This window comes from Halogranum amylolyticum (assembly GCF_900110465.1).
GTDB classification, from domain to species: Archaea; Halobacteriota; Halobacteria; order Halobacteriales; family Haloferacaceae; genus Halogranum; species Halogranum amylolyticum.
The window spans coordinates 508,018-533,121 of the sequence record NZ_FODV01000002.1 but is presented as its reverse complement, the minus strand read 5'-3'; the positions used below and the strand labels follow the sequence as shown (position 1 = coordinate 533,121).

Here is a 25,104-nt window from a genome sequence, read left to right as displayed (position 1 = left end):
ACTCGGCTAGTCGCCCTACTCGCCGTTCATCTGGTCGAACACCGCGTCCCGTTGGATCGCTTGTCGGACGGTTTCGGGTTCTTCGAGCAGGTAGAACTTCATCACGCTCCCGCGGGCACGCCCTCGCCCCTCGAACTCCTGGCCGAGGATGTCGAGGAACGCCTGTTCGCGCAGCAGGTCGTACACCCGCCGCTGCGACAGTTGGTTGACGTCGAGCGCGGTCGTGAGTTCGCAGTACTTGTCGTAGATGTCGTTCGACTCGATCTTCGACTCCCGCCGTGCGGCGGTGAGCTCGGCGACGGCGAGGACGGTGAGCTTCGCCTGCGTCGGTTGGCCCTGCAGGAGATCGCGGAAGCGGTTGACGTCGGCGAGGCTGCGGGCGTCGCGGACGTGCTCCTCGCGGACGCGCTCGTCGTCGCGCTCCTCCGCGATCTCGCCGGCGTGGCGGAGGATGTCCAGCGCCTTCCGCGCGTCGCCGTGTTCGCTCGCCGCGAAGGCGGCCGACAGCGGGATGACGTCGCTCGTCAGCACGTCGGGTTTGAACGCGTCCTCGCGGTTCTCCATGATGAGTCGCAGCTGCTCGGCGTCGTACGGCGGGAAAATGAACTCCCGTTCCTGCAGGCTACTTTTGACTCGCTGTTCGAGTTTGTCCTGGTAGCTGATCTTGTTCGAGATGGCGATGATGCCGATCTTACACGAGCCGAGCTTTCCGGCCTCGCCGGCCCGCGAGAGCTGCATCAGGATCTCGTCGTTGCCGAGTTTGTCGATCTCGTCGAGGATGATGATGGCGACGTCGAAGCGTGCGTCGAGGATGCGCCAGAACCGCGCGTAGTAGTCGTCGGTAGCGATGCCCGTCGGCGGGATCTTCACCTCCGTCTCGCCGACGTCGTTGAGCTGCGTCGCCAACGTGGAGATGGCACGCGTCTCGGTGTTCGACTGCGCACAGTCGATGTACGCCGTGCCGACGGTCGTCCCGTGGTTCTCGGCGGCGCGTTTGGCACGCTGGGTGACGTGCTTCGCGACGAGCGACTTCCCCGTCCCGGTCTTCCCGTAGACGATCATGTTTCGGGGCGACCCGCCGGCGATGGCGGGGTTCAGCGCGTTGGCGACCTTCTTGATCTGCTCGTCGCGGCCGACGATCCGCTCCTCGTTCGGGATATGCTCGATCTCGAGCAGCTCTTTCCGGGTGAAGATAGGGCTGTCGACGCGGAACAGCGGGTCCGTCCCCCCGTTGGCGTCGTTCCCGTCGTCTGGCATATCACCCGCTTCAGGGGGGTGTTCCTTAACCGTGTATATCTTCGCCACCCCGGGTTTCGAGCGTAAGGCCGGTAAATCGGCGAGCGCAGCCGTTCGTATCTCCGTGTCCGGAGTCGGACCCCACACCGAGTTTCGAGCGTAACTGCGCTCCTCTCTTTCCGCACGACAGTCGTCAGACGCGTGGTCGAGACGACCCCACGTTTCGAGCGTAAACGTCCGATATCGGCCGGAAGATGTCCAAATACGAGTGTGGCACGGATGACCACGCTACCCCGCGTTTCGAGCGTAAATCGTCTCCGTCCCGATCTCCTCGCATCGACGACTGAGTTGACGACTCGCCGACATCTGTCCGGCAGTGGTCGTCCGACGGTGACCGTCAGGTGTCGACCGGCGTCGAACGACACACACACACCCCGGGTTTCGAGCGTAAACGGGAAAGACCGTGTGGCAGCGGAGTCGAAACGGTGGTTCCGAGACGGCCCTTCCCCCTAGAGTAGCCGAGACCGAAGAAGTCGAGGCCGAACGCGTCCCGACCGGCGACCTGCTCGCTAGGTTCGCCGAGTCGATTCCGACCGAGGAAAGAGAACGGTTCGCGTCGAACACGGGAGAACGACGACGTTCTCCCTCGAATCCGACGAATCGAGCCTACGGGGTTATACTAACGTATAGTATAAAAAATAACCGGTAGCCGTCGGAGTTCGCCCCGAGAGGAGGACACGGACACTCGACCAACGGGTTCACGAGAGTCGTCGTTTCGGCGTCTCTCCACCTCCCCTACGAGAGTTTACGCTCGAAACCCGGGGTGTGTCCCCCATCGAGACGGGCGACGCCTCGCCGAGATGGCTACACCCGACCGACGGTCACGTCGAACGGGACGACCTCGGCTCGTCGGTACGTTCCGTCCCGTATCTGATCGACGACCGTTCGACCCATCTCGCGCCACGCCCGCCGGAGGTCGTCGTAGGCCGCCGTCGACAGCGCCCGCCGGAGTTCGGTCTCGTGGTCTGCGAGACCGGCACCGCTGGCTTTCCGAGCGGCGTCCCGGAGGTCGACCTCCTCGTACGGGTGATCGACGGTCTTCTCGTGGTAGTAGCGACGTGAGCGGACGTCCGTCAGCCCACACTCGTGGAACGTCTCCGTCACCCGGTCGCCGGGGGCGACGTCAGTCTCGACGCCCGCGAGATACGCCTCCCGCACTCGCCGCTCGAGCGAGACCTCGTCGTCGACGGTCGAGTCAACGCTCACGTCAGCGTTGTCGGGTTCGACGGCCGCGACGAGCTCCGAGGAGACGCGGGCGAACTCCGCGACGGCGGCCGCAGGGTCGGGGAGGTTCACCAACAGCGCCTGACAGACCACCAGGTCGAAGGTGTCATCGTCGAACGGGAGACGCGTCGCGTCGCCGGCGACGGCCGGGAGACCGGTCTCCTCGCGGGCGACGTCGAGGAGGTCGACGTCGGCGTCGACACAGACGACGTCGGCGTCGCTCTCGGCGTCGAGCACCCGCGAGAGTTCGCCCGTCCCGCACCCGACGTCGAGGACGCGACGCCGCGAGTCGAGTTCGAGGTCGGCGAGTGCCGCACGGGAGTCTTCCCACATCCCCTCGCGCGTCCGCTGGAGATACTCGGCTGAGAACCTGCGCACGCCGCTCACTTCTCGGGTGGCCGTGAAAAGCGAGTCGACTCGGACGCTCCGCGTCGCCGCAGCAGCCCGACGGCGACTGCCCCGAGTGCGACCAGCCCGGCGACGACGCCGAACCCCGGCGCGTCGACGTCCGTCGACGCCGGGTCGTCGCTGGTCGGGTCACCGACCGACGGCGAACTTGCGGGTCGAGTTCCCGTCTGCCCGTCCGACGCGACTCCCGTCTTTCGGAGCGTCTCTACCTGCGGTGTCGTCTCGTCTGACTCCAACTGGAGTGTCGCGACGACGCCCGCGTGGTCGGAGGGCCACAACCGCCGGCGTTCGTCGTCGACGACCGTCGAGACACGGTCGTCGGGGGCGGTTCCGACGCGCTCGACGGTCGTCACCGGACCGACACCACGGAGGAGCACCAAGTCGAGTCGTTTGGTGAGTTCCGACCGTGGCCCCTGGAGCTGCGACTGTCGACAACAGGTGTAGCCCGGTTCGCTAGAAACGGCCTCCGCGTACGCGTCGGTGAAGAACTGCGTCAACAGGTCGTAGGTCACCGTCTCGCTGCCGTCCGCGGGGCTGTTGAAGTCGCCGACGAGGACGATCGGACGGTCGAACGCGGTCACATCGACGACGAGTTCGCGCGCCTGATCGATCTGTGTCGCCGCCGAGACGCTGTCGAGATGGGTGTTGACGAAGGTGAAGGCGGTTCCGTCCACCTCGACGTCGATCGAACAGTACCCTCGGGTGAGCAGGTACTCGACGCCGTCCGGTAGGGGGATGGTAATCGTCGCTTCGTAGGTCTCCCGGGTCGGGTTCTGCGTTTCGAGCCCCTGACGAGCGAGGATGACGCTTCGGTCGGTGAGTCGGATGTCGACCGACCCGGCGTCGAGGTCGGCCGGGAGTTCGACGTCCGTGTTGGTGACGGAGCTCGCGACTTCGTACTCGAGTCCCCTGTCGGCCAGTTTCTCCTGTAAGACCACGAGGAAGTCGAGATAGTACTCGGTGGCGTTGATCCGCCCGGGGTCGGCGACGTAGTCGCCGGGAAGTTGCATCCGGAGGAGCGTAGCCTCCTGTAATCCGATGAGGTCGGGTCCGGCCGAGGCGATCTCGTCGGCGATCGTCTCGGCTCTCGCGTCGAACCGACTCTGTTCGATGTCTTCGAGCAGTCTCGCGACTGCCGTGTCTATCTGCTCGTCGCCGGACCGTCTGAGTAGTTGGCGCAGGTCCGTGCCGATGTAGAGGTTCCACGTCATGACGGTCACCGTCGGGGGGTGGTCGGTACCGTCTCGACTGAGTACCGTCTCTCCCGCCCAGCCGGAGCCGTTACCGACGCTGTACCGCCAGTCTTGGTGACTCACTCCCGGCGCGAACACCAACCCTCCGACTGCCCCGCGGAGTACTCCCCGTCGAGAGACGGCCCGGTCGTCAGCGTCGGTCTGTCTGTTCGCGTCGGTCCGTCTGTTCGCGTCGATCTGTTTACTCACTCGTTTTCCCTCCCCGATGACGGCAGACTCCTCTTTCGCAGTTGTCACTCGTGGGGACCTGGTCTGCCGCGTTCACGCCGGTAGCCGGCGTCGCTCCCGTCGAAGTTGTCGACTGTTACTGACTAGTCGGTAGCAACCGTAATGAACTTTCTAGCCACGGGTGCGCGTCGCTCACAGCCGTTCCCCGACGGCGAGTCAGACGGGAATTCGAGGACAAATCGCTCGACGCCGCAGACGCGAGGAGACGGTCGGTGTCAGTTCTCGCGCTCGAACAGCATCGTGAGCATCTTCTCGAGGCCGATCCGGGTATGTTCGTGGAAGGTCGCAGCCGAGAGATCGAAGGAGGCGGCAACCTCCTCGCCCGAACTCTCTCGCGGCCACTCGAAGAAGCCGGCGTAGTACGCCGCTTGGAGCATCGACAGTTGGCGGTCGGTGAGCCGTCCCGTCAACTCGTCCCAGTACTCGCTGACCGTTTGCGTCTCGCGTTCGACTTCGCGTTTCGCGATCAGTTCGGCGTTCGCGAACTCCGACTGGACGGCCTCGACGACCTCCCGGATGTCCGCGTTCGTCACTGTCTCGGCGAGGACGTCGACGTCGCCCCCGGTCGCCGTGGCGGTGTGGACGTTGACGCCGTGCTCGGCGAGCAACGAGACGAGCGAGGTGTCGTCGACGGTGTACTCGAGACGGACCTCGTCGTCGTGTCTCGAGATGATGCTGACGCTCTCGACGCTGTCGGCGTCCGCCGCGATGGCCTCGACGGTCGCGGGGTCAGTTCCTTCGACGGTCACGTACTGCAGCACTGCGTCGTCCGTGAGCGGGACGAACCCGGTCAGTTCGACCGTACAGTCGGCGCGGGCCGAGAGCGACGTCAGGAACGAGTCGGGGTCGCTGACGACGAACTCCAGTTCGGTGACGAAGTCGGCGTACAGGAGCCGACGGTTCTCGATGGCGTTGATCGCGTGACTGAGCGTCTCGCCGAGCACCTCGAAGGCGGCGCGCTCCCACTCGCTGAACGTCTTCTCGGTTTTCGAGTGAACGACGAGCACGCCGTACCGAGCGTTGCGATGGCGGAGCGGGACGGCGACGTACGACCGAAAGCCGTGGTCGAGCGCCAGCGACTGTATCGGCCCGGCGGCGTCGCCGGTCGCGCGCACGACGCTCGAGCGCCCGTCGTTCCGCGCTGACTGGAGCCCCGTTCGATCCACCGCGTCGGCGGGGAGTCCGTCGATCGCCTCCGAGAACCCCTGCGGCATCCCGGCGTCGGTCTGAACCGACACGGTCTGCGTCTGGTTGTCGACGTCTGCGATCCACGCCGCCTCGTAGTGCGTCGAAGCGGCGAGTCGTTCGCAGACGATCGCCTTCAGCTCGCCGCGCGTCTCGACTTCGAGCAACGACTGGATGATCTCGCGAATGAGGACGTTGATGCTGTTGACCGTCCGGAGCTGTGTGTTCTGCCGTTCGGCGTCCAACTCCGAAAGTTTTCGCTCGGTGATGTCGAGATGAAAGAGGAGCGCGAATCGGTGACCGTCGTACCGGAACCGGATGGCACGCATGACGAACCAGCGGCGTTCGTCGGGGCCGTGACACGGATACTCCAGAGAGAACTCCTCGCGCTCACCGTCGAGCACCGAACGGATCCCTCGCCCCGCCTCGACGGCGTCTGCTCCCATACTCGTATCGCACACGGACAGGTAGTTGGTTCCCAGCATCTCCGGCGACCCCTCGAAGTCGTTGTCGCGGGCGAACTGGTGCCACGCCTGGTTGGTGTAGACGATCTCACCCTCGCTGTTGACGATCCCCACCTGCGTCGGTAAGGCGTCGAGACTCGCCTTGGCGAACGGGTGAGTCTCGAACTCTTCTGCACTCGGCGGACCGTCGGGACCGTTCGTTCCTGTCGGTCCTTCGGTTGTCTTTTCCATCTTTGACCCGGATTGACCGCTTCATCGTATCCAACGTCCATAGTGACAAAAATTTGTTCACAGCGAAGCACGGGTGACGACTCCGCTCTACGGACGCGTCGAGGACGACTTCCCGTTCCCCGGCTCGCACTCTCACAACTCCGCCGCTTCGAACCTCACGGTTTCGCCGTCGCGTACTGCGTCGTCAATGCGAGCCCGTAGCCGCCGATGGCGACGAGGACGATGGTCCCACCGGCGGCCAGTCCGTACGTGTACGAGAGGCCGACACCGACGACGACGGCGAGTTCGGCGGCGACGACCGAGACGAGAACCGACTCCCGGAAGCTCCGCCCGAGTTGTGCGGCCGTCGCCACGGGAACGACGAGCATCGCCGCGACGAGGATGACACCCATGATCTGCATCGCCGCGACGACGACGAACGCGGTGAGCACCACCAACAGACGCGTCGTCGCCGTCACGTCGACGCCGGCCACCTGCGCGGCCGTCTCGTCGAACGTGACGGCGAGGAACTGCCGGTAGTACCGCCAGACGACGCCGACGACGACGAGACTCAGGAGGGTGAGGACGAGCGCGTCCTCCCGACGGACCGTCGAGAGACTCCCGAACAGGTACTGGTTGATGCTCACCGCGATCCCCCCGTCGGTCAGACTGACGAGCACTGTCCCCAGCGCGAACCCGCCGGAGAGGACGATCGCCATCGAGACGTCGCCGTAGGCGTCGGTCCGCTCGGCGATGAGTTGGACGAGCAGCGCCGCGAGGACGGCGACGACGAGCGCCGTCACCGTCGGCGACACCGGCAGGGCGACCGCCGAGCCGAGAAACAGCCCGACTGCGACGCCGGCGAACGCCGCGTGTGCGAGCGTGTCGCCGATGAGTGCGAGTTCCCGATGGACGAGGAACGATCCGACGAGCGGCGCGACGACGCCGACGCAGACGCCCGCGATCAATGCCCGTTGCATGAACGGGTAGCAGACGAGATCGACGCCGAGCGGTGCGAACAGCCGACAGAGCAGGCCGCCGACGAACGTCAGTGCGGCGGTGAACGCCGCGAGCACCCCCTCAATCATGGTCGTGGTGGACGACGCGCTGGTTGGCACCGTACGCCCGCGTGAGTGCGTCGCTCTCGGTGAACCGGTCGGCGTCGCCGTGGAAGTACAGTTTCCGGTTCAGACATGCTACCCGCGTCGCGTAGGTCGTGACGACGCCGATGTCGTGCTCGACGAGGACGATCGCCATCCCCTCGCGGTTGAGCGACGCAAGCAGATCGAAGAACGCCTCTCGGGAGTTGGCGTCGACGCCGACGGTCGGTTCGTCGAGAACGAGTATCTCGGCCTCGGTCGCCAGCGCCCGCGCGATGAACACCCGCTGTCGCTGGCCGCCGGAGAGTTCGCCGAGTCGACGGCGTTCGAGATCGGCTACCCCGACTGTCGCGAGTGCGTCGTCGACCGCAGCTCGGTCCTCGCTCCGGAACCGACCGTGTGGGACGTGCGGATACCGGCCCATCCGGACCACCTCGCGGACGGTGACGGGCATCTTCCGACCGGACGACGCGGCGGTCTGTGCGACGTAGCCGACCCGCGTCCCTGTCTCCGCGACGTGGGCGGACTCGCCGAACAGTCGGACGCTGCCGGCGTCCGGTCGAACCAGTCCGAGCAGGAGGCGGACGAGCGTACTCTTGCCCGACCCGTTGGGGCCGACGAGACCCAAGAACTCGCCGCGCTCGATGGCGAAAGAGACGTCTTCGATGACGGGCGTCCCGCCGTAGCCGAAGCTGACGCCGTCGAACTCGGCGACGGGGTCGCGAGCGTCGTTCCCGCTCCCGCTCACTGTGCCCCCAGCGCTGTCGACAGCGAGTCGAGGTTCACCTCGCGCATCACGTCGAGATACCCCCAGCCGCGGTCGTCCCACTCGGGTTTGATCGTGGGGATGGGTGTGACCGGGAGCACCTCCTTCGCGCCCGTCTCCGCGACCAGCTGCCGCGCGGCTCGGTCGGACTCGAACACCGGCGCGAGCACGTGCTCGATGCCGTGTTCCTCGACGACGTGTTGGGCCTCGCGGACCGCCTTCGGCGAGGGGGTCGCGTCCGGCGCGAGGCCGCTCAGTGCGTGGACCTCGAACTCGTACCGGTGGCCGAGATACTGGAACGCGTTGTGGCCGGCGACGAGCACGACCTCACGGCTCCGACTGGCCAGCGCCTCCTCGAACTCGGCGTCGAGCGCGTCGAGCTCGGCCAGGAGCGACTCGGCGTTCGCGTCGTAGTCGTCGCTGTTGTCCGGATCGGCCTCGGCGAACCCGGCCCGGACGTTCTCGACTGCGGCCTTCGTCCGCGTCGGGTCGAGCCAGAAGTGCGGGTCCGCCGTACCGTGGTCGTGATCGTCGGTCTGGTCGCTCTGGTGCGTTTCGTCCTCGTGGTCGTCGTGACTGTCGTGGCCGTCGTCGCTCTGGTGACTCTCTCCCCCGTGACCGTCGTCGCTCTCCGCGCCTGGAGCGGGCAGCAGATCGACGCCCGATCGAATCGCGATCACGGAGACGTCGGGTGCGTCCGTCCGAAGGTTGGCGACGACGTCGTCGGCCCAGGGCTGGAACCCTTCGCCGACGTAGACGAAACTGTCGGCGTCGACGGCCTTCCGCTGGACGTCCGGTCCGGGTTCCCAGCCGTGGCCGTGCTGCCCGAACGGAACCAGACTCTCCACGGTGGCTGCCTCGCCGACGACCTTCCGAGCGATGTCGCTGGCGACGAAGAACGACGACTGGACGGTGCGGTCGCCGTCCGACTGGCCGCCGCCCGACTGGCCGTCGTCCGACGGTGAGGCTTCTCCGAGACAACCGGCACTCCCGACGAGCGCCGCACCGAGACTGGAGGCGAGGAACGTGCGCCGCGTACGTGGCTGCAACATGAGTTAACAACATGAGCCAAGGTATTAATAAATACTGCTATCTCTCTAGCGTCTACTGCTAACGGGACCGACGTCGCAACCGCTTTGCCCACCCCGTGGCAACTCGGTGGCATGGACGACACCGACGTACACGACAGGGAGTGGCGGTTGATCCGCGAGGAGTCGTGGTCGGGGGCGATGAACATGGCGCTCGACGAGATCGCCGCCGAGACCGCTGCCGACGGCGGACCGCGGACGGTTCGCGTCTACCGCTGGGAACCGAGCACGCTCTCGTTGGGTTACCGGCAGGACCCCGACACCGTCGACTGGGCGTTCTGCGAGCGCGAGGGGATCGACGTCACCCGTCGACAGACCGGTGGCGGCGGCATCTACCACGACAACTACGGCGACGTCTCCTACTCCATCGTCGCGCCGAAGGCCGAACTGCCGTCGAGTCTGCTGAACTGTTATCATCTGCTCTGTACGCCGGTGCTCGACGCGTTCGACCGGATGGGTGTCGGCGCCGACTTCGCCGCGGAGGAACTGCCCGAGATCTACCACCCCGCCTGCTATTTGCGTGAACTCCACCCCGCGCACGACGTCGTCGCCGGCGGCCGGAAGATCAGCGGCAACGCCCAGTATCGCCGGAAAGACGCCGTCATTCAACACGGCTCGTTGACTTACTCGGTGCAGGCCGACCGTCACCTCTCGACGTTCTCGAACCCCGGGACCACACCCGAGACGTTCCGCGAGCGCGTCACCGGGATCGACGACGAGAGCGAGACGAGTCGGAGCGAAGCAGTCGCGGCGGTCGAAGTCGCGCTGGCGGAGTGGGCCGCGGCAGCGGAGGGGTCGTGGACGGACGACGAACTCACGCGGGCGCGCGAACGGGCCGACGAGAAGTACGCGGCCGACGAGTGGGTCCGACGGCGGCCGGACGAGCGGTAGGACCAGCTCCAGACCGACGCATACGCCGTGACACCGACTCCGAAGTCCCTTTCACGACCCGTCGCTTCCCCACGCGCATGCAGGTCGGAGCACACGTATCCATCTCCAGTTCGAAGGTCTCCAGCGACGACGAGACGCCGCCGCACGGCAACATCGCCAACGCGGTCCACCGGCAGGTCGCCTTCGGCGGCAACTGCGGGCAGATCTTCACCACCTCGCCGCAGGTGTGGCGCGACCCCGACATCAGCGACAAGGCGGCCGAACTGTTCAGAGCCGAGACCGAGGCAAAACTCGACGGACCGTGGGTCATCCACGCCTCCTACCTCGTGAACCTCTGTACGCCCAAAGACGACCTCCGAGAGAAGTCGATCGCCTCGATGCAGACCGAGGTCGACACGGCGGCGAAACTCGACATCCCGTACGTCAACGTCCACCTCGGTGCGCACACCGGGGCCGGCGTCGAGGGCGGCTTAGAGAACGCGGCGAGCGCACTCGACGAACTCGACGTCCCCGAGGACGTGACGGTGCTCGTCGAGAGTGACGCCGGCAGCGGCACCAAACTCGGCGGCGACTTCGAGCATCTCGCGACCGTCCTCGAGGCGTCCGAGCAGGACCTCGAGATCTGTCTTGACACGGCCCACGCCTTCGCGGCGGGCTACGACCTCTCGACCGAGGAGGGTGTCGCGAAGACCGTCGCCGAACTCGACGACGTGGTCGGTCTCGAGAACCTCGCGTACGTCCACCTCAACGACTCGAAACACGAGTGCGGCACGAACAAGGACGAACACGCACTCATCGGTGAGGGGCTCATCGGCGAGGAGGGGATGCGCGCGTTCGTCAACCATCCGGAGCTCGCGGACGTCCCGATGGCGCTCGAGACGCCGACCGAGGACGGCAAGGGGTTCGCCTGGAACATCCAGCGCGTCCGCGAACTCCGCGAGGAGTGATCGGGCAGTAACCGTCCGTTACGAACGTATTGGATGTCATAATAGTATTGAAAGAACGAACTAACTCTCTCGTGACACGTCTCTCCGACCGATCGGTCGTTCGACGAACCTTCTTTCTGTTCGACTCTCTGATTCCTGTCGTTCGACCGCTGAATCTAGTAATTGCTGGTTATCGTAGCTATCCACATCGCTAACAGTCTCTTAGCACTGAAATGGGAATATTCTGATAGGTCGTAGTCGATCGTATGTCGACTCATCGATTTCGGGCGACCCGACGACAGGCACTGAAGGCCGGTGTCGGGGCTCTCGCCGCCTCCGGCTTCGCCGGAACCGTCTCTGCGAGCACCGACGCGAGCTGTGTTCTCATCTACGACGACAGCCCGGGTCACGACTACACGAAGACGTTCCCGGTCCATCGGAAGGAAGACGCGCCCGGTTGTCTCGGCTGCGTCTCCGACTACGTCCGGACACCGGGCGGTCTCGACCCCGAGCAGCTCGTCGAGATGGCCGACGAGGGGTTCGAGATTCTCTCGCATACGGCTCACCATCATCCGGTCGGATCGGTCGGTCTCGCGGCCGACGTCGACGCGGGCGACACGGAACTGGAGGCGAGTTTCGGCGTCCACGCGCGGTTCGCGGGTGCGCCGCTCCAGGTGGAAGACGACACCGGGGCGTCGTTCACCGCGACCGTCGCTCCGCGCACTGACGACCAGGACGGGAGCGTCGTTCGCCTCGACACGCCGGCCGACGCGGCCGTTCGAGTGGACGACGACGCCCGCGTGAGGCTGGCAGACGACTTCCTCCACGAGTCGCTGGCCGAGTCGAAAGCGGTTCTGGAGGGGTACGACGTCGACGTCGATCACTTCGTTGCTCCGTACCAGATCTACGACGAGCACGCGGCGACCGTCGTAGCCGACCACTACGACGCCGTCGGCAACGGCGTACTCGGGTCAGGATTGAACGACGCCCCCGTCCCGTACTGGCTCGACCGGGGGACGATGGCCGAGCAGTCGAAGGCGAGCGTCCGACGCCTCGCTCGCCGCGCGGCCGAGGACGACGGACTGCTCCTCCTCGGGTCGCACTCGTGGGACGAGCGGCTCACGCAGCCGCAGATCCGGATGATCATCTGGGCCGTCCGCGCCGGAAGGGCTCACGCTGAAGACGCTCGATGAGGCACTCCACGACCACGACGTCCTCGGCGGATCTGCCGATTCGACGCCGGAGCCGACGCCGACGGCGACTCCCGAACCCACTCCTACAGCGACTCCCGACCCGACGCCGACGGCGACTCCCGAACCCACTCCTACAGCGACTCCCGACCTGACGCCGACGCCAGCCGATGCCTCCGCAGAGGGATCGACACCGACGGCCGTCCAGACGTCGACGGCCGTGCCGGAGTCCGGGTCGAAGCCGGCGCGAGCGTCGCGCGTCTCCGACCCGACCGACCCAATCTCGGCCAGTCTCGACTGGGCGGGCGACTTCTTCAGTTCCGTCGTCCGGGACGCTCGTCTCCTGTTGCGTTGACCGTCGGACGCCAACAGAAGCATCCTTGTCGGGCGAGTCGAACCGTCGACTGTGACCCGTGTGACGCTCAGACTCGCCACCGAGACCGACGCGGCGGCGGTCCAGCGTATCTACGCACCGTACGTCGAAGACACCGCAATCACCTTCGAGCTGGAACCGCCGTCGACAGCCGAGCTGCGTGACCGCATCCGCGACACGCTCGCCGACTACCCGTGGATCGTCTGTGAGGTCGACGGCGACGTCGTCGGCTACGCCTACGCCGGTCCGATTCGAAAACGCGAGGCCTACCAGTGGTCCGTCGAGAGTTCGGTGTACGTCGACTCGGCGCACCACCGCAACGGCGTCGCCCGGGGTCTGTACGAGTCGCTCCTCGAGCTGCTCGAACTGCAGGGGTACATCACCGTCTACGCCGTGGCGACGCTCCCGAACCCGGCGAGCGTCGCGTTCCACGAGTCGTTCGGCTTCGAGCAGGACGCCGCCTTCGAGAAGATGGGCTACAAAGGCGGCGAGTGGCACGACGTCGGATGGTGGTCGCACACGCTCCGTGACCACCCCGACGACCCGGACCCACCGTTGTCGTTGTCGGCGGCACGAGAGTTCGATGGGTGGGAAGACGCGCTTCACGCCGGCGAGTCGTCGGTTCGACTGTAGCTCCCCTGCGACGGTGAAGCGATCGAAAGTGGTTCGACGTGAACTCCGACTACTCCTCGCTTAGTGCCAATCACCGAGTGACTTCCGAGCGTAGCCCCGACCCGGAGACTGTACCACGGCGATACGACGAAGCGGGGATTTCGTATAGCACGATGTGATACATTCACGGTGGATACGGACTCGCGGCCCTTTTACCCGCACGCCGCGACGGTTTCGGTATGGTTCGGAACATCGCGAGCGTGATGGCCGAGCTCGAACCCGAGGACTTCTATCTCCTCTCCGGGGTCGAACACGGCATGCGCTTCAGTAAGTGGGTCAACCGAGAGAAGCTCCCGGACTACGCCAACTTGACCGGCGAGGAGGTCGACTACCGCATCGACCGCTGTATGAAGCGGGAGCTCATCACCCGCAAGACGATCCAGTACGAGGGCTACCAGTTGGAGTTCGAGGGGTACGACGCGCTGGCGCTGCGGACGTTCTCCCAGCGAGACACCGTCGAGGGTGTCGGCGCACCGCTCGGCGTCGGCAAGGAGAGCGACGTCTACGAGGTGCAGTCGTACAAGCCGATGGCGCTGAAGTTCCACCGCGAAGGATACACGAACTTCCGGAAGGTCGACCGCGAGCGCAACTACACCTCCGACAAGAACCACGTCTCGTGGCTCTACACCGCCCGGAAGGCGGCCGAACGCGAGTACGAGGCGCTGGAGACGCTGTACCCGAACGTCTCGGTCCCGCGCCCGGTCGACCACAACCGCCACGCACTCGTGATGGCGAAGTTCGACGGCGTCGAACTCGCTCGCGCGAGACTCGAGTCCGAACAGGTGGTCGGCGTCCTCGATCTCGTCCTCCGGGAGATGGCGACTGCCTACGCCGAAGGCTACGTCCACGCCGACATGAGCGAGTACAACGTCGCCATCAGCGAGAACGGGATCACGGTGTTCGACTGGCCGCAGGCGGTGCCGACGGACCACGACAACGCCCGCGAACTCCTCGAACGCGACGTGAAGAACATCGTCGGCTACTTCCGACGGAAGTACCCCGCCGAGACGCCGGAGTCGGTCGACGTCGAGGGGCTCGCCGCCGCACTCGCCGCCGACGAGTTCGACTCGGTCCGCGCGTTCGTAGAGGAATAAATGACATACCGTGATACCGAACCGGATCGCTTTCTTGCTCGGTCTCTTTCCGCCCCGAGCGTCCAGCTCGGAACCTTCTCGGTAACGCCGTCACAGTCGGCTCTCTCGACCGTCGCCGCCCAGTCGCGGGTCGAACCGCATACTGCGAGAATCGGGGTCGGAGCGGCCAGTTTCGCGGTTTTTACTCCGTCACTTACCCGTGGGTAAGCGAGGTTTCCAGGCGGTAACCGACCCCAGTTACTCCTTTGTTAGATTGTTGTTAAGTATGGAAACAAAGAGAGTCTGTAGCAGACTCCATGCCTGAGAACGCAGCCCCCGACGACGCGACAACCACCTCCCGACGCGGCTTTCTCAAAGCGGCGGCGACTCTCGTACTCGCTAGCAGTGCAGCAGCGGCCGCCAGCCAGCCGTCGCTGCGGCGAGCCGCGACAGCTATCAGATCCTCGAAGACACCATCTACGAGACGACTGTCTACGTCTACGACTCCGGCGTCGACGGCCCGACGACGTTCATCACCGGCGGACTCCACGGCGACGAACGCAGCGGCTATCTCGCCGCCGAGGAGATCACCGAGTGGACGGTCGACCACGGGAAGCTCGTCGTCCTCCCTCGAGCGAACGTCCCCGCCATCGAAGACGACACGCGCCACGGTCCCCACGGTGACATGAACCGACAGTTCCCGCCCCGGAGCGGAATCTGTGAGACAGAGGCCGCCCGCGCTATCTGGGACGAAGTGGTCCGACACGACCCCGACTGGGCGTTCGATCTGCACTCGGCGCGCGGCATCTACAAGTCCGGCGACGGCAGCGTCGGGCAGGCGCTGTTCCCGACGTGGACCTCGCCCGCCCGCGACTACGGGGAGAACACGGTCGCCAACCTCAACGACGAGTTCGGCCTCTCGGGCGACATGGCGTACCTGATGGGCAACACCCTCGACGCCGATCGCGATATGCTGATGCACCGGACCGCCGGCTTCCTCGACGTCCTCGGCTTCCTCTGTGAGACGACCGAGAAGGCCGACTCGCTGGACGAGCAGATCCAGTGGCATCTCTACACGGTCGAACACGTGATGGACCAGTACGGCCAGTCGCCGAGCGTCGACGGCAGCAGTTCTAGCAGTTCGGGCGAGTCCGACACCCAGGAGATCCACATCGAAGGGACCGGCCCGGTCACCCGCTTCGAGTTCTCCGTCTCCGGAACCGTCGAGAACGCGGGCACCCTCGAAGACACCGACGCTGTCTACAGCGACCGGGTGGAGGGACAGGTGTCGACGCAGGACGACCGCTTCGCGTTCACGGGCGACCTCGAACAGTTCGTCGTCACCGAGGGGGACAAAGACGACGTCAACGTCTACGTCGACGGTCAGCAGATCAGCGTTGACGAGGCGAACCCCGAGAAGATCATCCACATCGGTGGGACGGGGCCAGTCACCCGCTTCGAGTTCGAGGTGACGGGGTCGCTGCGGAACACCGGCACGCTCGAAGACACCGACACCGCCTACGACAGTCGGGTGGAGGGACAAGTGTCGACGCAGGACGACGAGTTCGCCTACACCGGCGAGTTGGAGCACTTCACGGTCACCGACGGCGACAAGGAGGACGTCGTCGTCACCGTCGACGGCGACCGAATCTCGGTTCAAGAGGAGAGCCACCTCATCGAGATCCGTGGCACCGGTCCGGTGACGCGCTTCGAGTTCGCCGTCTCGGGGAGCCTCGAGAACGCGGGCACGCTCGAGAGCACCGACACGGTGTACGACGACCGCGTCGTCGGCCAGGTGTCGACGCTCGACGACGCCTTCCGGTACACGGGGAAACTGGAGCAGTTCACCGTCACCGACGGCGACGAGATCAGCGTCGCGTAGGCGACGTTCCGGCGACCCGGTCCCCACGAGACGGACCGGCGATGACTCCCTGGCAAGGGGACGAGCCACTTGCGTCTCAACCCGACGCAGCAGTCGACGTGCGTTCCGACCCGGCGTTCTCAGGCACGCCGGACACGGGCGTCACGTTACCCGCACAGTCTGACACTCCATACACGCCGTCGGCGGAGGTGGGGCCCCGCAACCCGAGCCATCGATCGCGGGCTCCCGGCTCCGTTCGACGAACGCGGTTCCCGCCGCTTCGGCTCTCGATATTTGATTTTCCGACGTTTCGGATCTCGTTCCTTCCGACTCGGCTTCGCAGACGTCGAGTGACTACGACTCGCGCGTCTCGTCCTCGCCCTCGTCTTCGTCCGTCTCGGTGGCGACAGAGAGGTCGACCTCGTCGGCCTCGAAATCCTCGACGAAGGCGCCGCTGCCGCCGACCATGTAGCTGTCGTCGTCGGTCTCGACGACGAGCGTGTTCTGGACTGGGAAGTCGTTGTTGACGGGTGCGATCATCCCCTGTCGCACCTCGACGACGCGACCGTCGAGTTCCGTCGGACCGTCGTCGCTGTGGACGGTTCGACCCCGTACGCGGGCGCGAAGCGGGGTGCCGTCGCGGAGATGCAGCGTCGCCTGCAGGACGGCGTTGCGGAAGTCCCGGTAGGTCCCCGGCAGTTCGTCGGGTTCCGTGACGTACACCTCGGTGGCGCTGGGCCAGTAGTTGCCGAAGAACGACCCGACCATGACGGGCGAGAGCTGCTCCTGCGTGAACGAGATGGCCTGCTTGCCGCTGTTCGACCGGGAGATCATCTCGGTCGGAGCGATGAGACTGGAGACGCGGTCGGCCGTCACCATCGTCGGCATCAGTTCGCGCCACGCGCGGGCGACGCTAGCGACGCCGTCGAGGTCGAACTCGACCTCCGGATCGACGCCCGTGACGACGAGTAGGACGAACACGCCGCGGTCGACCGCCTCGCGAAGTTCGTCGGCGACCTCGGGCAGCTGTTCGTACGGCAGCGAGAGGCTGAGTTCGTTCTCGGCCTCTCGGATCAACGATTTGATCCGCTTTATTACGGTCACGCGGGATTTGACGACCTCGAACTGGTCGGCCTGCGGGGCCGCCTGCGAGTACCGTTCTTCTAGTTCGGGACGCATCCGGTCGAGGTTCCCCGAGAGCGTCTCGATGACCGACTCGGGAGGGTTCGCTCGGATGGTCGTCGGGACGACGTGGTCGTTGACGGAGACGAACCCTCGCTCTTCGAGTTTCTCGCTAATGCTGTAGACGTAGCGCTTGGAGACGCCGGCGGCCTCGGCGATGGTGCTGGCTTTCGCCTCACCGTGCTCGAGAAGCGTGAGATACGTGTCGACCTCCTTGTCCGAGAGGCCGAACTGCCGAAGCAGATCCGTGAGCGTGGGGTCGTCCATGTTGCTACTGATGGTCACGGCCCCTACTTACATCCCCCGGATAGCGCTCGTGGCGCCGTCTCGCACCTGTTCGGCCCGCTACGCGTCCGTCGTCCTCTTTGGAACGCTCTGCCCCGTGAATCTATGAACGAAAATTACACCAAAACTTCTTAACACGTGCTCACGTCGCATTCGCCAATGCAACTCCGCGACGCGCTCCACGACTACAAGCATCACAGAGACCACAGGACGCGGTTCCCGGGCGAACGGCGCTCGACCGAGGGCCTGTTCTCCGGCCGGGACGGGCGACTCGTCCACGTCACTCCCGACGGCGTCCTCCGCGACTACGGCTACCCGTTGACCGGGCAGACCGGTATCGAGCGCTCCCGTCTCGGAGTTCGTCGCGACGACGAGGTCACCTGGTTCGACGACTGCGAGACGCGTTCGCAGTCGTACCACGACGAGACGGCACTCGTCGTGACGGAGCACGTGCTCTCCGACGGCGTCGCGACGCAGTACGACCTGACGCTCGGCGACGCCCACCTCACACACGTGACGCTCGACGTCGACGACGCGAAACGAACGACGACGTCGGACACGACCGAAGACGCGGAACTCGTCGCGTTCGTCGGCTTCGCACCTGACGGTCAGGACACCCGCATCGGCCAACTCCACCACGACGACGCTATCGAGGTGTACCACGCCGACGAGCACGACTTCGTCATGAGTTCGACCGGCATCGCCGAGTTCCGGGGACAGGTGCCCGCGAAGTTCACGGAGATCCTGGACGTCGACCCCGTCGACCTCCCACGTCCCGTCTCGGACAACCGCTACGAGGAGGAACGGCTCTCGGGCAACCTCGTCTGCCTCCTCCCGTTCGAAGACGGTGCGACGACGGTGGCGACGCTCCTGACTGACCGGACCGAGACGCCGCGCGACGAGGCGCTCGACCGTCTCGTCGAACTCGCGGCGACCTACACGGACGTCGAGACGCTCGAACGCGCTGCCGGGGCACAGATCGAGGTTCCCGTCGCGGCCGACGTCCCGCACGCCGACGCGATGGCTGCGGACCTTCGCGTCCTCTCTATCCTCTCGGCGGAGACGGGTCTCCGCATCGCCGGTCCCGATTTCGACCCCTACTACGCCTACTCCGGCGGGTACGGCTACACCTGGTTCCGCGACGACGCCGAGATATCGTTGTTCTGCCTGGAGGCGGCCGAACAGTTCGACCTCGACCTCGAGACGTGGCACGCTCGAAGTGCTCGTGCCTACTGTGAGACGCAGCGCGAGGACGGGTCGTGGCCTCACCGCGTCTGGCCTCGCAACGGCAGTCTCGCCCCCGGCTGGGCGAACGGTCGACTCGAAGCGGGCGACGACGTCGACTATCAGGCCGACCAGACGGGGAGCGTCATCACGTTCCTCGCGAGCGTCCGCGACCACCTCGACGACGAGGCGCTCGTCGCCCGAGTCGACGAGACGCTCGACCGGGCGCTGGTCGGACTCGACGAGACGCTCGCCGCCGACGACCGTCCGATTGCCTGTCAGAACGCCTGGGAGGACATGACCGGACGGTTCGCCCACACGACGGCGACGTTCCTCGAAGCCTACGCGACGCTCGGCGCGGCAGACGTCGACGACAGCGACCACGCCACCGAGCAGGCGACGGCGATCTACGAGGCGCTCGACGACCTCTGGGTCGAAGAGAGAGGGATCTACGCGCTGCGGGAGTTCAGCGAGGACGCCGACCCCGCGGAGTCGACGAAAGTGGGGTCGAAGAAACCTGGGTCGGCGAAGTCGAGGTCGAAGAAAGTGGGGTCGAAGAAAGAGCGTGCGCCCGACCCGAAAGCCGTCGTCGAAGCGAAGGAACCGACCGACTACGAGGCGGGCGACCTCGACGAGCGCTGTGACTCGGCCGCCCTCGGTCTCGTCGCAGCCCACCGCGCCTACGACCGCCTCGACGGGGTCGACGAGGAGCGTCTGGATCGACTCGTCTCTCACGTCGAGACGGTCGTCGAGACGCTCCGGCGGACGCCGGCCGAGGACGTCGACGGACTGTACCGCTACGAGGGCGACAGTTGGCGCGTGCGCCAGCAGACAGACGAGAAGATCTGGTCGGTGTCGACGGCGTGGGGTGCCCACGCGGCCGCGAGCCTCGCCGCCACACTGGCCGACCACGACGACGACCGCGCCACCGAGTTCGCCGAGTTGGCACGAGAGCTCCTCTCGCTGTGTCTCCCGGGTGGGGCGCTCTGTCTGGAGAGCGGCTACCTCCCCGAACAGCTGTTCGACGACGGCACGCCCGACAGCGCGACGCCGCTCGGATGGCCGCACGCGCTGCGACTGGCGACCGTCGCCCTGATGGACGAGTACGGGATGCTCTCCGAACAGCCCGTCGTCGCCGACGACTGAGCGGCGCGACGCTCGGTTCGGGGTGGTTCGGTTCGACGACGCTTCTGTCCGCGGCCGTCGAACGGAAAAGAGAGCGGTGAGCGGAGTCTGTAGTGCTGCGGTGCCGTAGTGGTCTCGCCTACGGCGTCGGTGAGATCTTCTGTGTTCGCGTGCGCGCGAGGAGCGATTCTCCGGTCACACCGTCAAACAGGTGGAGGTCCGACTGGTCGAACGTAATCTGGATGACGTCGCCGCTCGCGGGTTCGACGTCCGAGTCGACGCGGGCGATGAAGTCGGTGCCGACGTCGAGGTGGAGATAGTTGTCGCTGCCGATGGGTTCGACGACGCCGACGGTCGTCTCGACGGCGTTCGGCCCGCCGTCGACGACCTCGACGTCTTCGGGACGGATGCCGAGCGTGAACTCGGAGACGTCGGCTTCGCGGACCCGTGCGGCGACGTCTCCGGAGAGCTGGTAGTCGAGCGGTCCCTCGGTCTGCGTGAGTCGAACGGCGTTCCCGGAGTCCTCGACGGCGACGTCGAGGAAGTTCATGCTCGGGCTGCCGACGAAGCCGCCGACGAACTCGTTGGTCGGGTTGTTGTAGACGTCCTTTGGCGCGCCGAGCTGCTGGAGTTCGCCGTCGTCGAGGATGGCGATGCGGTCGCCCATCGTCATCGCCTCCTCCTGGTCGTGCGTGACGTAGATGGCGGTGATTCCGAGTTCGTTCTGGAGCCGCTGGATCTCCGTCCGCATCGTCGTCCGGAGTTTGGCGTCCAGATTCGACAGCGGCTCGTCGAACAGGAACACGTCGGGTTCGCGCACGATGGCGCGGCCGAGCGCGACGCGCTGTTTCTGTCCGCCGGAGAGTTCGTCGGGTTTGTCGTCCAGCAGGTCCTCGATACCCATCATCTCGGCCGTCTCGCGGACGCGCTCGCGACGCGCCTCCTTCGAAAGATCCGTGCTCATCCGTAGACCGAACGCCATGTTCTGTTCGACCGTCTTGTGGGGGTAGAGCGCGTAGTTCTGGAACACCATCGCGACGTCGCGCTTGCGTGCGTGGACGTCCGTCACGTCCTCGTCGCCGATGTGGATGCTCCCGCCCGTCGGCGTCTCCAACCCGGCGAGCATCCGCAGCGTCGTCGATTTCCCACAGCCCGAGGGGCCGACGACCGTGATGAACTCCCCGTCGTCGACCTGCATCGAGACGTCGTCGACGGCCACGATGCGACCGTTGTCGAACTCCTTTCTGAGATTATCGAGCGTTACAGTTGCCATTATCGCCATGCGTAGTGGTCACAGGGTATAGTTCTTGCCCTCTGAACGAAATCTGTGATGCATAATTTCGTAGTACCTTAACGAAGGCCGCGGTCGTCGCCGGCGCGTCGGCCGACCGGTCACCAGTTGTTCTCGAGAGTGTCGAAGAGGAACCATACTCTTTGATGCGTTCTTGGCGTCGCTAGTTGCAGTAGGTCCCCCTCGTAGCCACAGACATTCAGTATGAACAATAGTGTCGTATTCGAATGATTTAAGGTGTGAACGACTTATTCATCCAATATTCATCCATGACAATGGACCGCAGAACGGTACTCAAGAACCTCGGTGTCGCAGGAACGATCGGTGCGCTGGCCGGCTGTGTCGGCGTCCAAGAACAGGATTCGTCGGGCGGCGACGGCAGCGACGGCGGCAGCGACAGCGGATCGGACGGAACGGAGTCCAGCGGCCCGGCCGGGACGGCGAAGGCGTGGTACACGCTCTCGGATACGGAGCTGCCGACCCGCAAGGAGAACATCCAGGCGTTCAACGACGAGTCGAAGCACACCATCGAGGGTGCGGACATCTCGGACATGCGCAAGAAGACGACCAGCGCTATCCCGGCGGGTCAGGGTCCGAAGACGTTCGAGTGGGCGCACGACCTCGCGGGTGACTATCTCGACCGCGGGTTCATCGTCGGCAAGAGCGACTCGCTGAACGTGAGCCTCGACGAGTTCACCAGCACCGCGGCGGAGGCCGCGCAGTTCGACGGCAACGTCGTCGGTCTCCCGCACACCGCGGAGACCGTCGCGCTCGTCTACAACAAGGAGTACGTCGACGAGGCGCCCGAGACCGTCGCCGACATGAAGTCGGTGATGGAGGAGGTCCACGACCCCGGCAACAACACGTACGGCCTCGGCATGCCCTACGCGGACCCCTACTTCCTGAGTGCGTGGGCCCACGCCTTCGGCGGCTACTACTTCGACACGGAGAAGGACGACCAACTCGGCGTCGCTAAGGCCGAGACCGTCGAGGGGATCCAGTTCACCGTCGACAACTTCGTCCCCTACATGCCGAACGACCCCGCGTACGAACCGCAGGCGTCGGCGTTCGCCGAGGGTAACGCCGCCTTCGCGATCAACGGCCCGTGGTACCTCAACACGCTCAACGAGAAGGGCGTCGACTACGGCGTCGTCAAACTGCCGAAGCCCGAGGGCGGCTCGCCGAAGCCGTACACGGGCATCACGCTCTGGTACTTCTCGAAGGCGATGGAGAACGACGACGCCGCCACGGCGGCCGCGCAGTCGTTCGTCGAGTGGTACGTCACCAACGAGGAGATCCAGCGGACGGCCGCCGAGGAGACGGGGAGCATCCCCGTCCTCAAGAGCGTCGCTGAGGGCGGCGATCTCTCGGGCGACATCCAGGGGTTCTCCAACGCCGTCGAACAGGGGTACCCGATGCCGGCAGACCCGAAGATGAACCAGGTCTGGGACCCCGTGAAGGCTGCGCTCACCAAGGCGTTCAACGGCAAAGACGTCGAGTCGGCGATGCAGACCGCCGCAGACGAGATCCGCAGCAACTGGGAGTAAGGTCGTCCACCAATGAGTACCGCATCACGTGTCGCCCGCCGGGTCGAGGAGATCCCGTTCCTCGACGAGCGAGACGCCTCGCTCCTCTTCGTCCTGCCAGGGCTGTTCGTCTTCTCGGCGTTCATGCTCTTCCCGGTGGTCTACCTGGTCGGCATCTCTTTCACCGACGCCGCCCCGGCGAACCTGTTCGCCGGTGAGGGTGCGCTGTCGGTGCTGACCTTCGGCGAGGCGACGTTCATCGGCCTGCAGAACTACACGAACGTCCTGTTCGACGGCACGTTCGACGTCGTGCTGTTCGACCGGACGCTCGTCACGCTCCCCATCAACGGTCAGTTCTGGAACTCCTTCGGGATCACGTGGCTGTTCGTCGCGACGAGCGTGACGCTGAAGATCGCGTTCAGCATCGGTATCGCGCTCGTCGTCACCGCCGAGCGCGTCCGCGGCAAGCGCTTCATGCGCTCGCTGATCATCCTCCCGATGGGGCTGCCCGCCATCTTCACCATCACGGTGTGGCGCGGCATCTTCAGTTCGGCACAGTTCGGTCTGGCGAACCAGGTACTGAGTTCGCTCGGCTTCGAGACCGTCTCCTGGCTGAGCGAACGCTGGATGGCGTTTCTCGCCTACAACGTGACGGAGATGTGGCTGGCGTACCCGTTCATGGTCATCATCACCGTGAGCGCGCTCCAGGACGTCCCGGACGAACTGCACGAGGCGGCGATGGTCGACGGCGCGAGCTACGTCTCGCGGTTCTTCCACGTCACGCTCCCTTCGATCAAGCGGCCGGTGCTGTTCGCCTCCATCCTGACGGCGGCGGCGTCGTTCCAGCAGTTCCTCATCCCGTTCGTCTTCAACGAGGGCGGCCCAGCCCGGCAGAACGAACTCATCGTCGTCTACGGCTACCGTGAGGCGCTGTCGTTCTCCGAGTACGGCCGCGGGGCGGCGATCAGCATCATCGCGTTGCTGTTCATCGGCGCGTTCATGTGGCTGAACGTCAAGCGCGGGCGACTCGCAGACGGGGTGAACGAAGCGTGAGCCTCTTCGACGGCGTCGGTGCCAAACTGAAAGAGGACGCGTACAACGTCGCGACCACGCCCCTCGAGACCGCTCGCGACGTCCGCTACACCGCCGCTGCAATGCGCCGCGGCGAGCTGTCGCCGACGAAACCGCTGAAGACGCTGGGTGCGACGCTCGGCGCACTGGTACTCGTCTCGCTGCTGCTCTTCCCCATCTACTGGATACTCATCGCGGCGCTGTCGGGCACCGGCGGCTCCATCTACTCCTCGAGTGGGCTGCGACTGTTCCCCGAACAGCCGTCGCTCGTCCCGTTCCTGTGGGTCGTCGGCGACCTGATTCTCCCGGCGTACGACATCAGCGTCAACGTTCCGCTGACGGACCTCGCGGTCGTGTTCAGCACGCCGCAGCTCGCGTTCCTCGACGCGAGCGCGGTCCAACCGGGGACCGTCGGCCGCATCGCACTCGGGTCGTTCGAACTGTTCCCGGGGTTCGAGGTCGGACCGGTCGAGAACCCCTCGACGTTCAAACGGTTCTTCGGCAACAGCCTCACCGTGGCGATCCCGACGGTCATCATCGCGATGTGTCTCATCGTCCCGGCGTCGTACGCGCTATCGCGCCGCGAGTTCATCTTCCGCCGGAAGATCCTGTTCGTCTACGTCCTGTTGACACAGGTCGGCGGTGGCCTCGGTATTGCGCTGTTGATCGGACTCTACACCGTCTACGTCCAACTCGGCATCAACGACAACAAACTCGCGCTCGCCGTCTACTACGCGGCGACCGCGGTGCCGTTCAACACGTGGCTGTTGAAGACCTACATGGACGGCATCCCCGTCTCCTACGAGGAGGCGGCCGTCGTCGACGGCGCGCCGCCGTGGCGGGTCGTCACCGAGGTCATCCTGCCGCTGTCGGCGGCGGGACTCGCGACGGTGTTCATCTTCACCTTCCTGACGGGGTGGACGGAGTTCGTCGTCGCCCAGACGCTGCTCGGCACCGACAACTACACGCTGCCGGTGGGGCTGTACTCGCTCATCAGCGAGTACTCCATCCCGTGGGCGCGCTTCTCGGCGTTCGCGCTCACCTTCGCCTCGCCGATCATGCTCGTCTACCTGTTCGCCCAGCGGTACATCGAGGGCGGACTCTCCTTCGGCGGCGTCGAAGGGTGACATCCTCCTCGCCGTAAACGGCGGGATTCTCTCCTTGCAGAAAGATAGCCGACACCCCGGTTCTG

General features: G+C 65.5%; 19 protein-coding genes. 10 read left to right on the top strand and 9 right to left on the bottom strand.

The features are described 5' to 3' along the window. Window positions 1–15: 15 nt before the first annotated feature. From BSG17_RS05900 to BSG17_RS05870, 7 genes are all read right to left on the bottom strand, one after another. Complete coding sequence (locus BSG17_RS05900; protein ID WP_089821946.1) at window positions 16–1,257, bottom strand: orc1/cdc6 family replication initiation protein; 1,242 nt, start codon at window positions 1,255–1,257, stop codon at window positions 16–18. A gap of 843 nt (window positions 1,258–2,100) precedes the next feature. Continuing rightward, window positions 2,101–2,898, bottom strand: a complete 798-nt coding sequence (locus tag BSG17_RS05895; protein WP_089822034.1) for a class I SAM-dependent methyltransferase — start codon at window positions 2,896–2,898, stop codon at window positions 2,101–2,103. 5 nt (window positions 2,899–2,903) lie between these two features. Next, on the bottom strand, window positions 2,904–4,370 hold the full coding sequence (locus BSG17_RS27755) for an endonuclease/exonuclease/phosphatase family protein (protein WP_089821944.1): 1,467 nt from the start codon (window positions 4,368–4,370) through the stop codon (window positions 2,904–2,906). A 254-nt stretch (window positions 4,371–4,624) separates the two neighbouring features. After that, window positions 4,625–6,289, bottom strand: coding sequence for a bacterio-opsin activator domain-containing protein (locus BSG17_RS05885; RefSeq protein ID WP_089821942.1), 1,665 nt, complete (start codon window positions 6,287–6,289; stop codon window positions 4,625–4,627). Window positions 6,290–6,444: 155 nt separating this feature from the next. Further along, entirely contained in the window at window positions 6,445–7,356 is a 912-nt protein-coding gene (locus BSG17_RS05880; protein WP_089821940.1) for a metal ABC transporter permease, read from the bottom strand. Beyond that, entirely contained in the window at window positions 7,349–8,116 is a 768-nt protein-coding gene (locus BSG17_RS05875) for a metal ABC transporter ATP-binding protein (RefSeq protein WP_089821938.1), read from the bottom strand. Before BSG17_RS05875 ends, BSG17_RS05880 begins: the two co-directional genes overlap by 8 nt. Continuing rightward, on the bottom strand, window positions 8,113–9,186 hold the full coding sequence (locus BSG17_RS05870; protein WP_342028326.1) for a metal ABC transporter substrate-binding protein: 1,074 nt from the start codon (window positions 9,184–9,186) through the stop codon (window positions 8,113–8,115). Before BSG17_RS05870 ends, BSG17_RS05875 begins: the two co-directional genes overlap by 4 nt. A gap of 111 nt (window positions 9,187–9,297) precedes the next feature. Here BSG17_RS05870 and BSG17_RS05865 point away from each other — a divergent pair, with 111 nt between their 5' ends. From BSG17_RS05865 to BSG17_RS05835, 6 genes are all read left to right on the top strand, one after another. After that, window positions 9,298–10,113 (top strand): lipoate--protein ligase family protein, encoded by an 816-nt coding sequence (locus BSG17_RS05865; protein ID WP_089821936.1) that lies wholly within the window; start codon window positions 9,298–9,300, stop codon window positions 10,111–10,113. Window positions 10,114–10,190: 77 nt separating this feature from the next. Continuing rightward, window positions 10,191–11,060, top strand: coding sequence for a deoxyribonuclease IV (locus tag BSG17_RS05860; RefSeq protein WP_089821934.1), 870 nt, complete (start codon window positions 10,191–10,193; stop codon window positions 11,058–11,060). A 245-nt stretch (window positions 11,061–11,305) separates the two neighbouring features. Beyond that, window positions 11,306–12,232 (top strand): polysaccharide deacetylase family protein, encoded by a 927-nt coding sequence (locus tag BSG17_RS25905; RefSeq protein ID WP_139246555.1) that lies wholly within the window; start codon window positions 11,306–11,308, stop codon window positions 12,230–12,232. 412 nt (window positions 12,233–12,644) lie between these two features. Beyond that, the gene (locus tag BSG17_RS05845; RefSeq protein ID WP_089821929.1) at window positions 12,645–13,235 is read left to right on the top strand and encodes an arsinothricin resistance N-acetyltransferase ArsN1 family B; all 591 of its coding nucleotides are present in this window, start codon (window positions 12,645–12,647) and stop codon (window positions 13,233–13,235) included. Window positions 13,236–13,453: 218 nt separating this feature from the next. Next, window positions 13,454–14,368, top strand: a complete 915-nt coding sequence (locus tag BSG17_RS05840; protein ID WP_089821927.1) for a serine/threonine-protein kinase RIO2 — start codon at window positions 13,454–13,456, stop codon at window positions 14,366–14,368. Between the two features lie 439 nt (window positions 14,369–14,807). After that, window positions 14,808–16,229 carry a succinylglutamate desuccinylase/aspartoacylase domain-containing protein gene (locus tag BSG17_RS05835; protein WP_089821925.1) on the top strand — a complete coding sequence of 474 codons (1,422 nt, stop codon included), beginning with the start codon at window positions 14,808–14,810 and terminating at the stop codon, window positions 16,227–16,229. A 333-nt stretch (window positions 16,230–16,562) separates the two neighbouring features. Here the strand turns inward: BSG17_RS05835 and BSG17_RS05830 are convergent, their stop codons facing one another. Beyond that, entirely contained in the window at window positions 16,563–17,657 is a 1,095-nt protein-coding gene (locus tag BSG17_RS05830; RefSeq protein ID WP_089821923.1) for a TrmB family transcriptional regulator, read from the bottom strand. 177 nt (window positions 17,658–17,834) lie between these two features. On the opposite strand from BSG17_RS05830, the gene BSG17_RS05825 reads away from it, so the two are divergent. After that, window positions 17,835–20,045 (top strand): DUF7997 domain-containing protein, encoded by a 2,211-nt coding sequence (locus BSG17_RS05825; RefSeq protein ID WP_089821921.1) that lies wholly within the window; start codon window positions 17,835–17,837, stop codon window positions 20,043–20,045. A gap of 118 nt (window positions 20,046–20,163) precedes the next feature. On the opposite strand, the gene BSG17_RS05820 is transcribed toward BSG17_RS05825, so the two are convergent. Next, window positions 20,164–21,297 carry an ABC transporter ATP-binding protein gene (locus BSG17_RS05820; protein ID WP_089821919.1) on the bottom strand — a complete coding sequence of 378 codons (1,134 nt, stop codon included), beginning with the start codon at window positions 21,295–21,297 and terminating at the stop codon, window positions 20,164–20,166. Window positions 21,298–21,584: 287 nt separating this feature from the next. Here BSG17_RS05820 and BSG17_RS05815 point away from each other — a divergent pair, with 287 nt between their 5' ends. Genes BSG17_RS05815 through BSG17_RS05805 form a run of 3 tightly spaced genes read left to right on the top strand, consistent with a single transcriptional unit; the run spans window position 21,585 to window position 25,039 of the window. Continuing rightward, a complete protein-coding gene (locus tag BSG17_RS05815) occupies window positions 21,585–22,862 on the top strand; it encodes an extracellular solute-binding protein (protein ID WP_089821917.1) in 1,278 nt (425 codons plus the stop codon). Between the two features lie 12 nt (window positions 22,863–22,874). Then, on the top strand, window positions 22,875–23,894 hold the full coding sequence (locus BSG17_RS05810; protein WP_089821915.1) for a carbohydrate ABC transporter permease: 1,020 nt from the start codon (window positions 22,875–22,877) through the stop codon (window positions 23,892–23,894). Further along, the gene (locus tag BSG17_RS05805) at window positions 23,891–25,039 is read left to right on the top strand and encodes a sugar ABC transporter permease (protein ID WP_089821914.1); all 1,149 of its coding nucleotides are present in this window, start codon (window positions 23,891–23,893) and stop codon (window positions 25,037–25,039) included. The genes BSG17_RS05810 and BSG17_RS05805 overlap by 4 nt, the downstream gene beginning before the upstream one ends. The last annotated feature ends 65 nt before the right edge of the window (window positions 25,040–25,104 follow it).

Bases quoted from the DNA above. Each gene is read 5' to 3' on its own strand.
- BSG17_RS05900 (WP_089821946.1), bottom strand. From the start codon at position 1,257: ATGCCAGACGACGGGAACGACGCCAACGGGGGGACGGACCCGCTGTTC.
- BSG17_RS05885 (WP_089821942.1), bottom strand. From the start codon at position 6,289: ATGGAAAAGACAACCGAAGGACCGACAGGAACGAACGGTCCCGACGGT.
- BSG17_RS05880 (WP_089821940.1), bottom strand. From the start codon at position 7,356: ATGATTGAGGGGGTGCTCGCGGCGTTCACCGCCGCACTGACGTTCGTC.
- BSG17_RS05870 (WP_342028326.1), bottom strand. From the start codon at position 9,186: ATGTTGCAGCCACGTACGCGGCGCACGTTCCTCGCCTCCAGTCTCGGT.
- BSG17_RS05865 (WP_089821936.1), top strand. From the start codon at position 9,298: ATGGACGACACCGACGTACACGACAGGGAGTGGCGGTTGATCCGCGAG.
- BSG17_RS05860 (WP_089821934.1), top strand. From the start codon at position 10,191: ATGCAGGTCGGAGCACACGTATCCATCTCCAGTTCGAAGGTCTCCAGC.
- BSG17_RS25905 (WP_139246555.1), top strand. From the start codon at position 11,306: ATGTCGACTCATCGATTTCGGGCGACCCGACGACAGGCACTGAAGGCC.
- BSG17_RS05840 (WP_089821927.1), top strand. From the start codon at position 13,454: ATGGTTCGGAACATCGCGAGCGTGATGGCCGAGCTCGAACCCGAGGAC.
- BSG17_RS05830 (WP_089821923.1), bottom strand. From the start codon at position 17,657: ATGGACGACCCCACGCTCACGGATCTGCTTCGGCAGTTCGGCCTCTCG.
- BSG17_RS05825 (WP_089821921.1), top strand. From the start codon at position 17,835: ATGCAACTCCGCGACGCGCTCCACGACTACAAGCATCACAGAGACCAC.
- BSG17_RS05820 (WP_089821919.1), bottom strand. From the start codon at position 21,297: ATGGCAACTGTAACGCTCGATAATCTCAGAAAGGAGTTCGACAACGGT.
- BSG17_RS05815 (WP_089821917.1), top strand. From the start codon at position 21,585: ATGACAATGGACCGCAGAACGGTACTCAAGAACCTCGGTGTCGCAGGA.
- BSG17_RS05810 (WP_089821915.1), top strand. From the start codon at position 22,875: ATGAGTACCGCATCACGTGTCGCCCGCCGGGTCGAGGAGATCCCGTTC.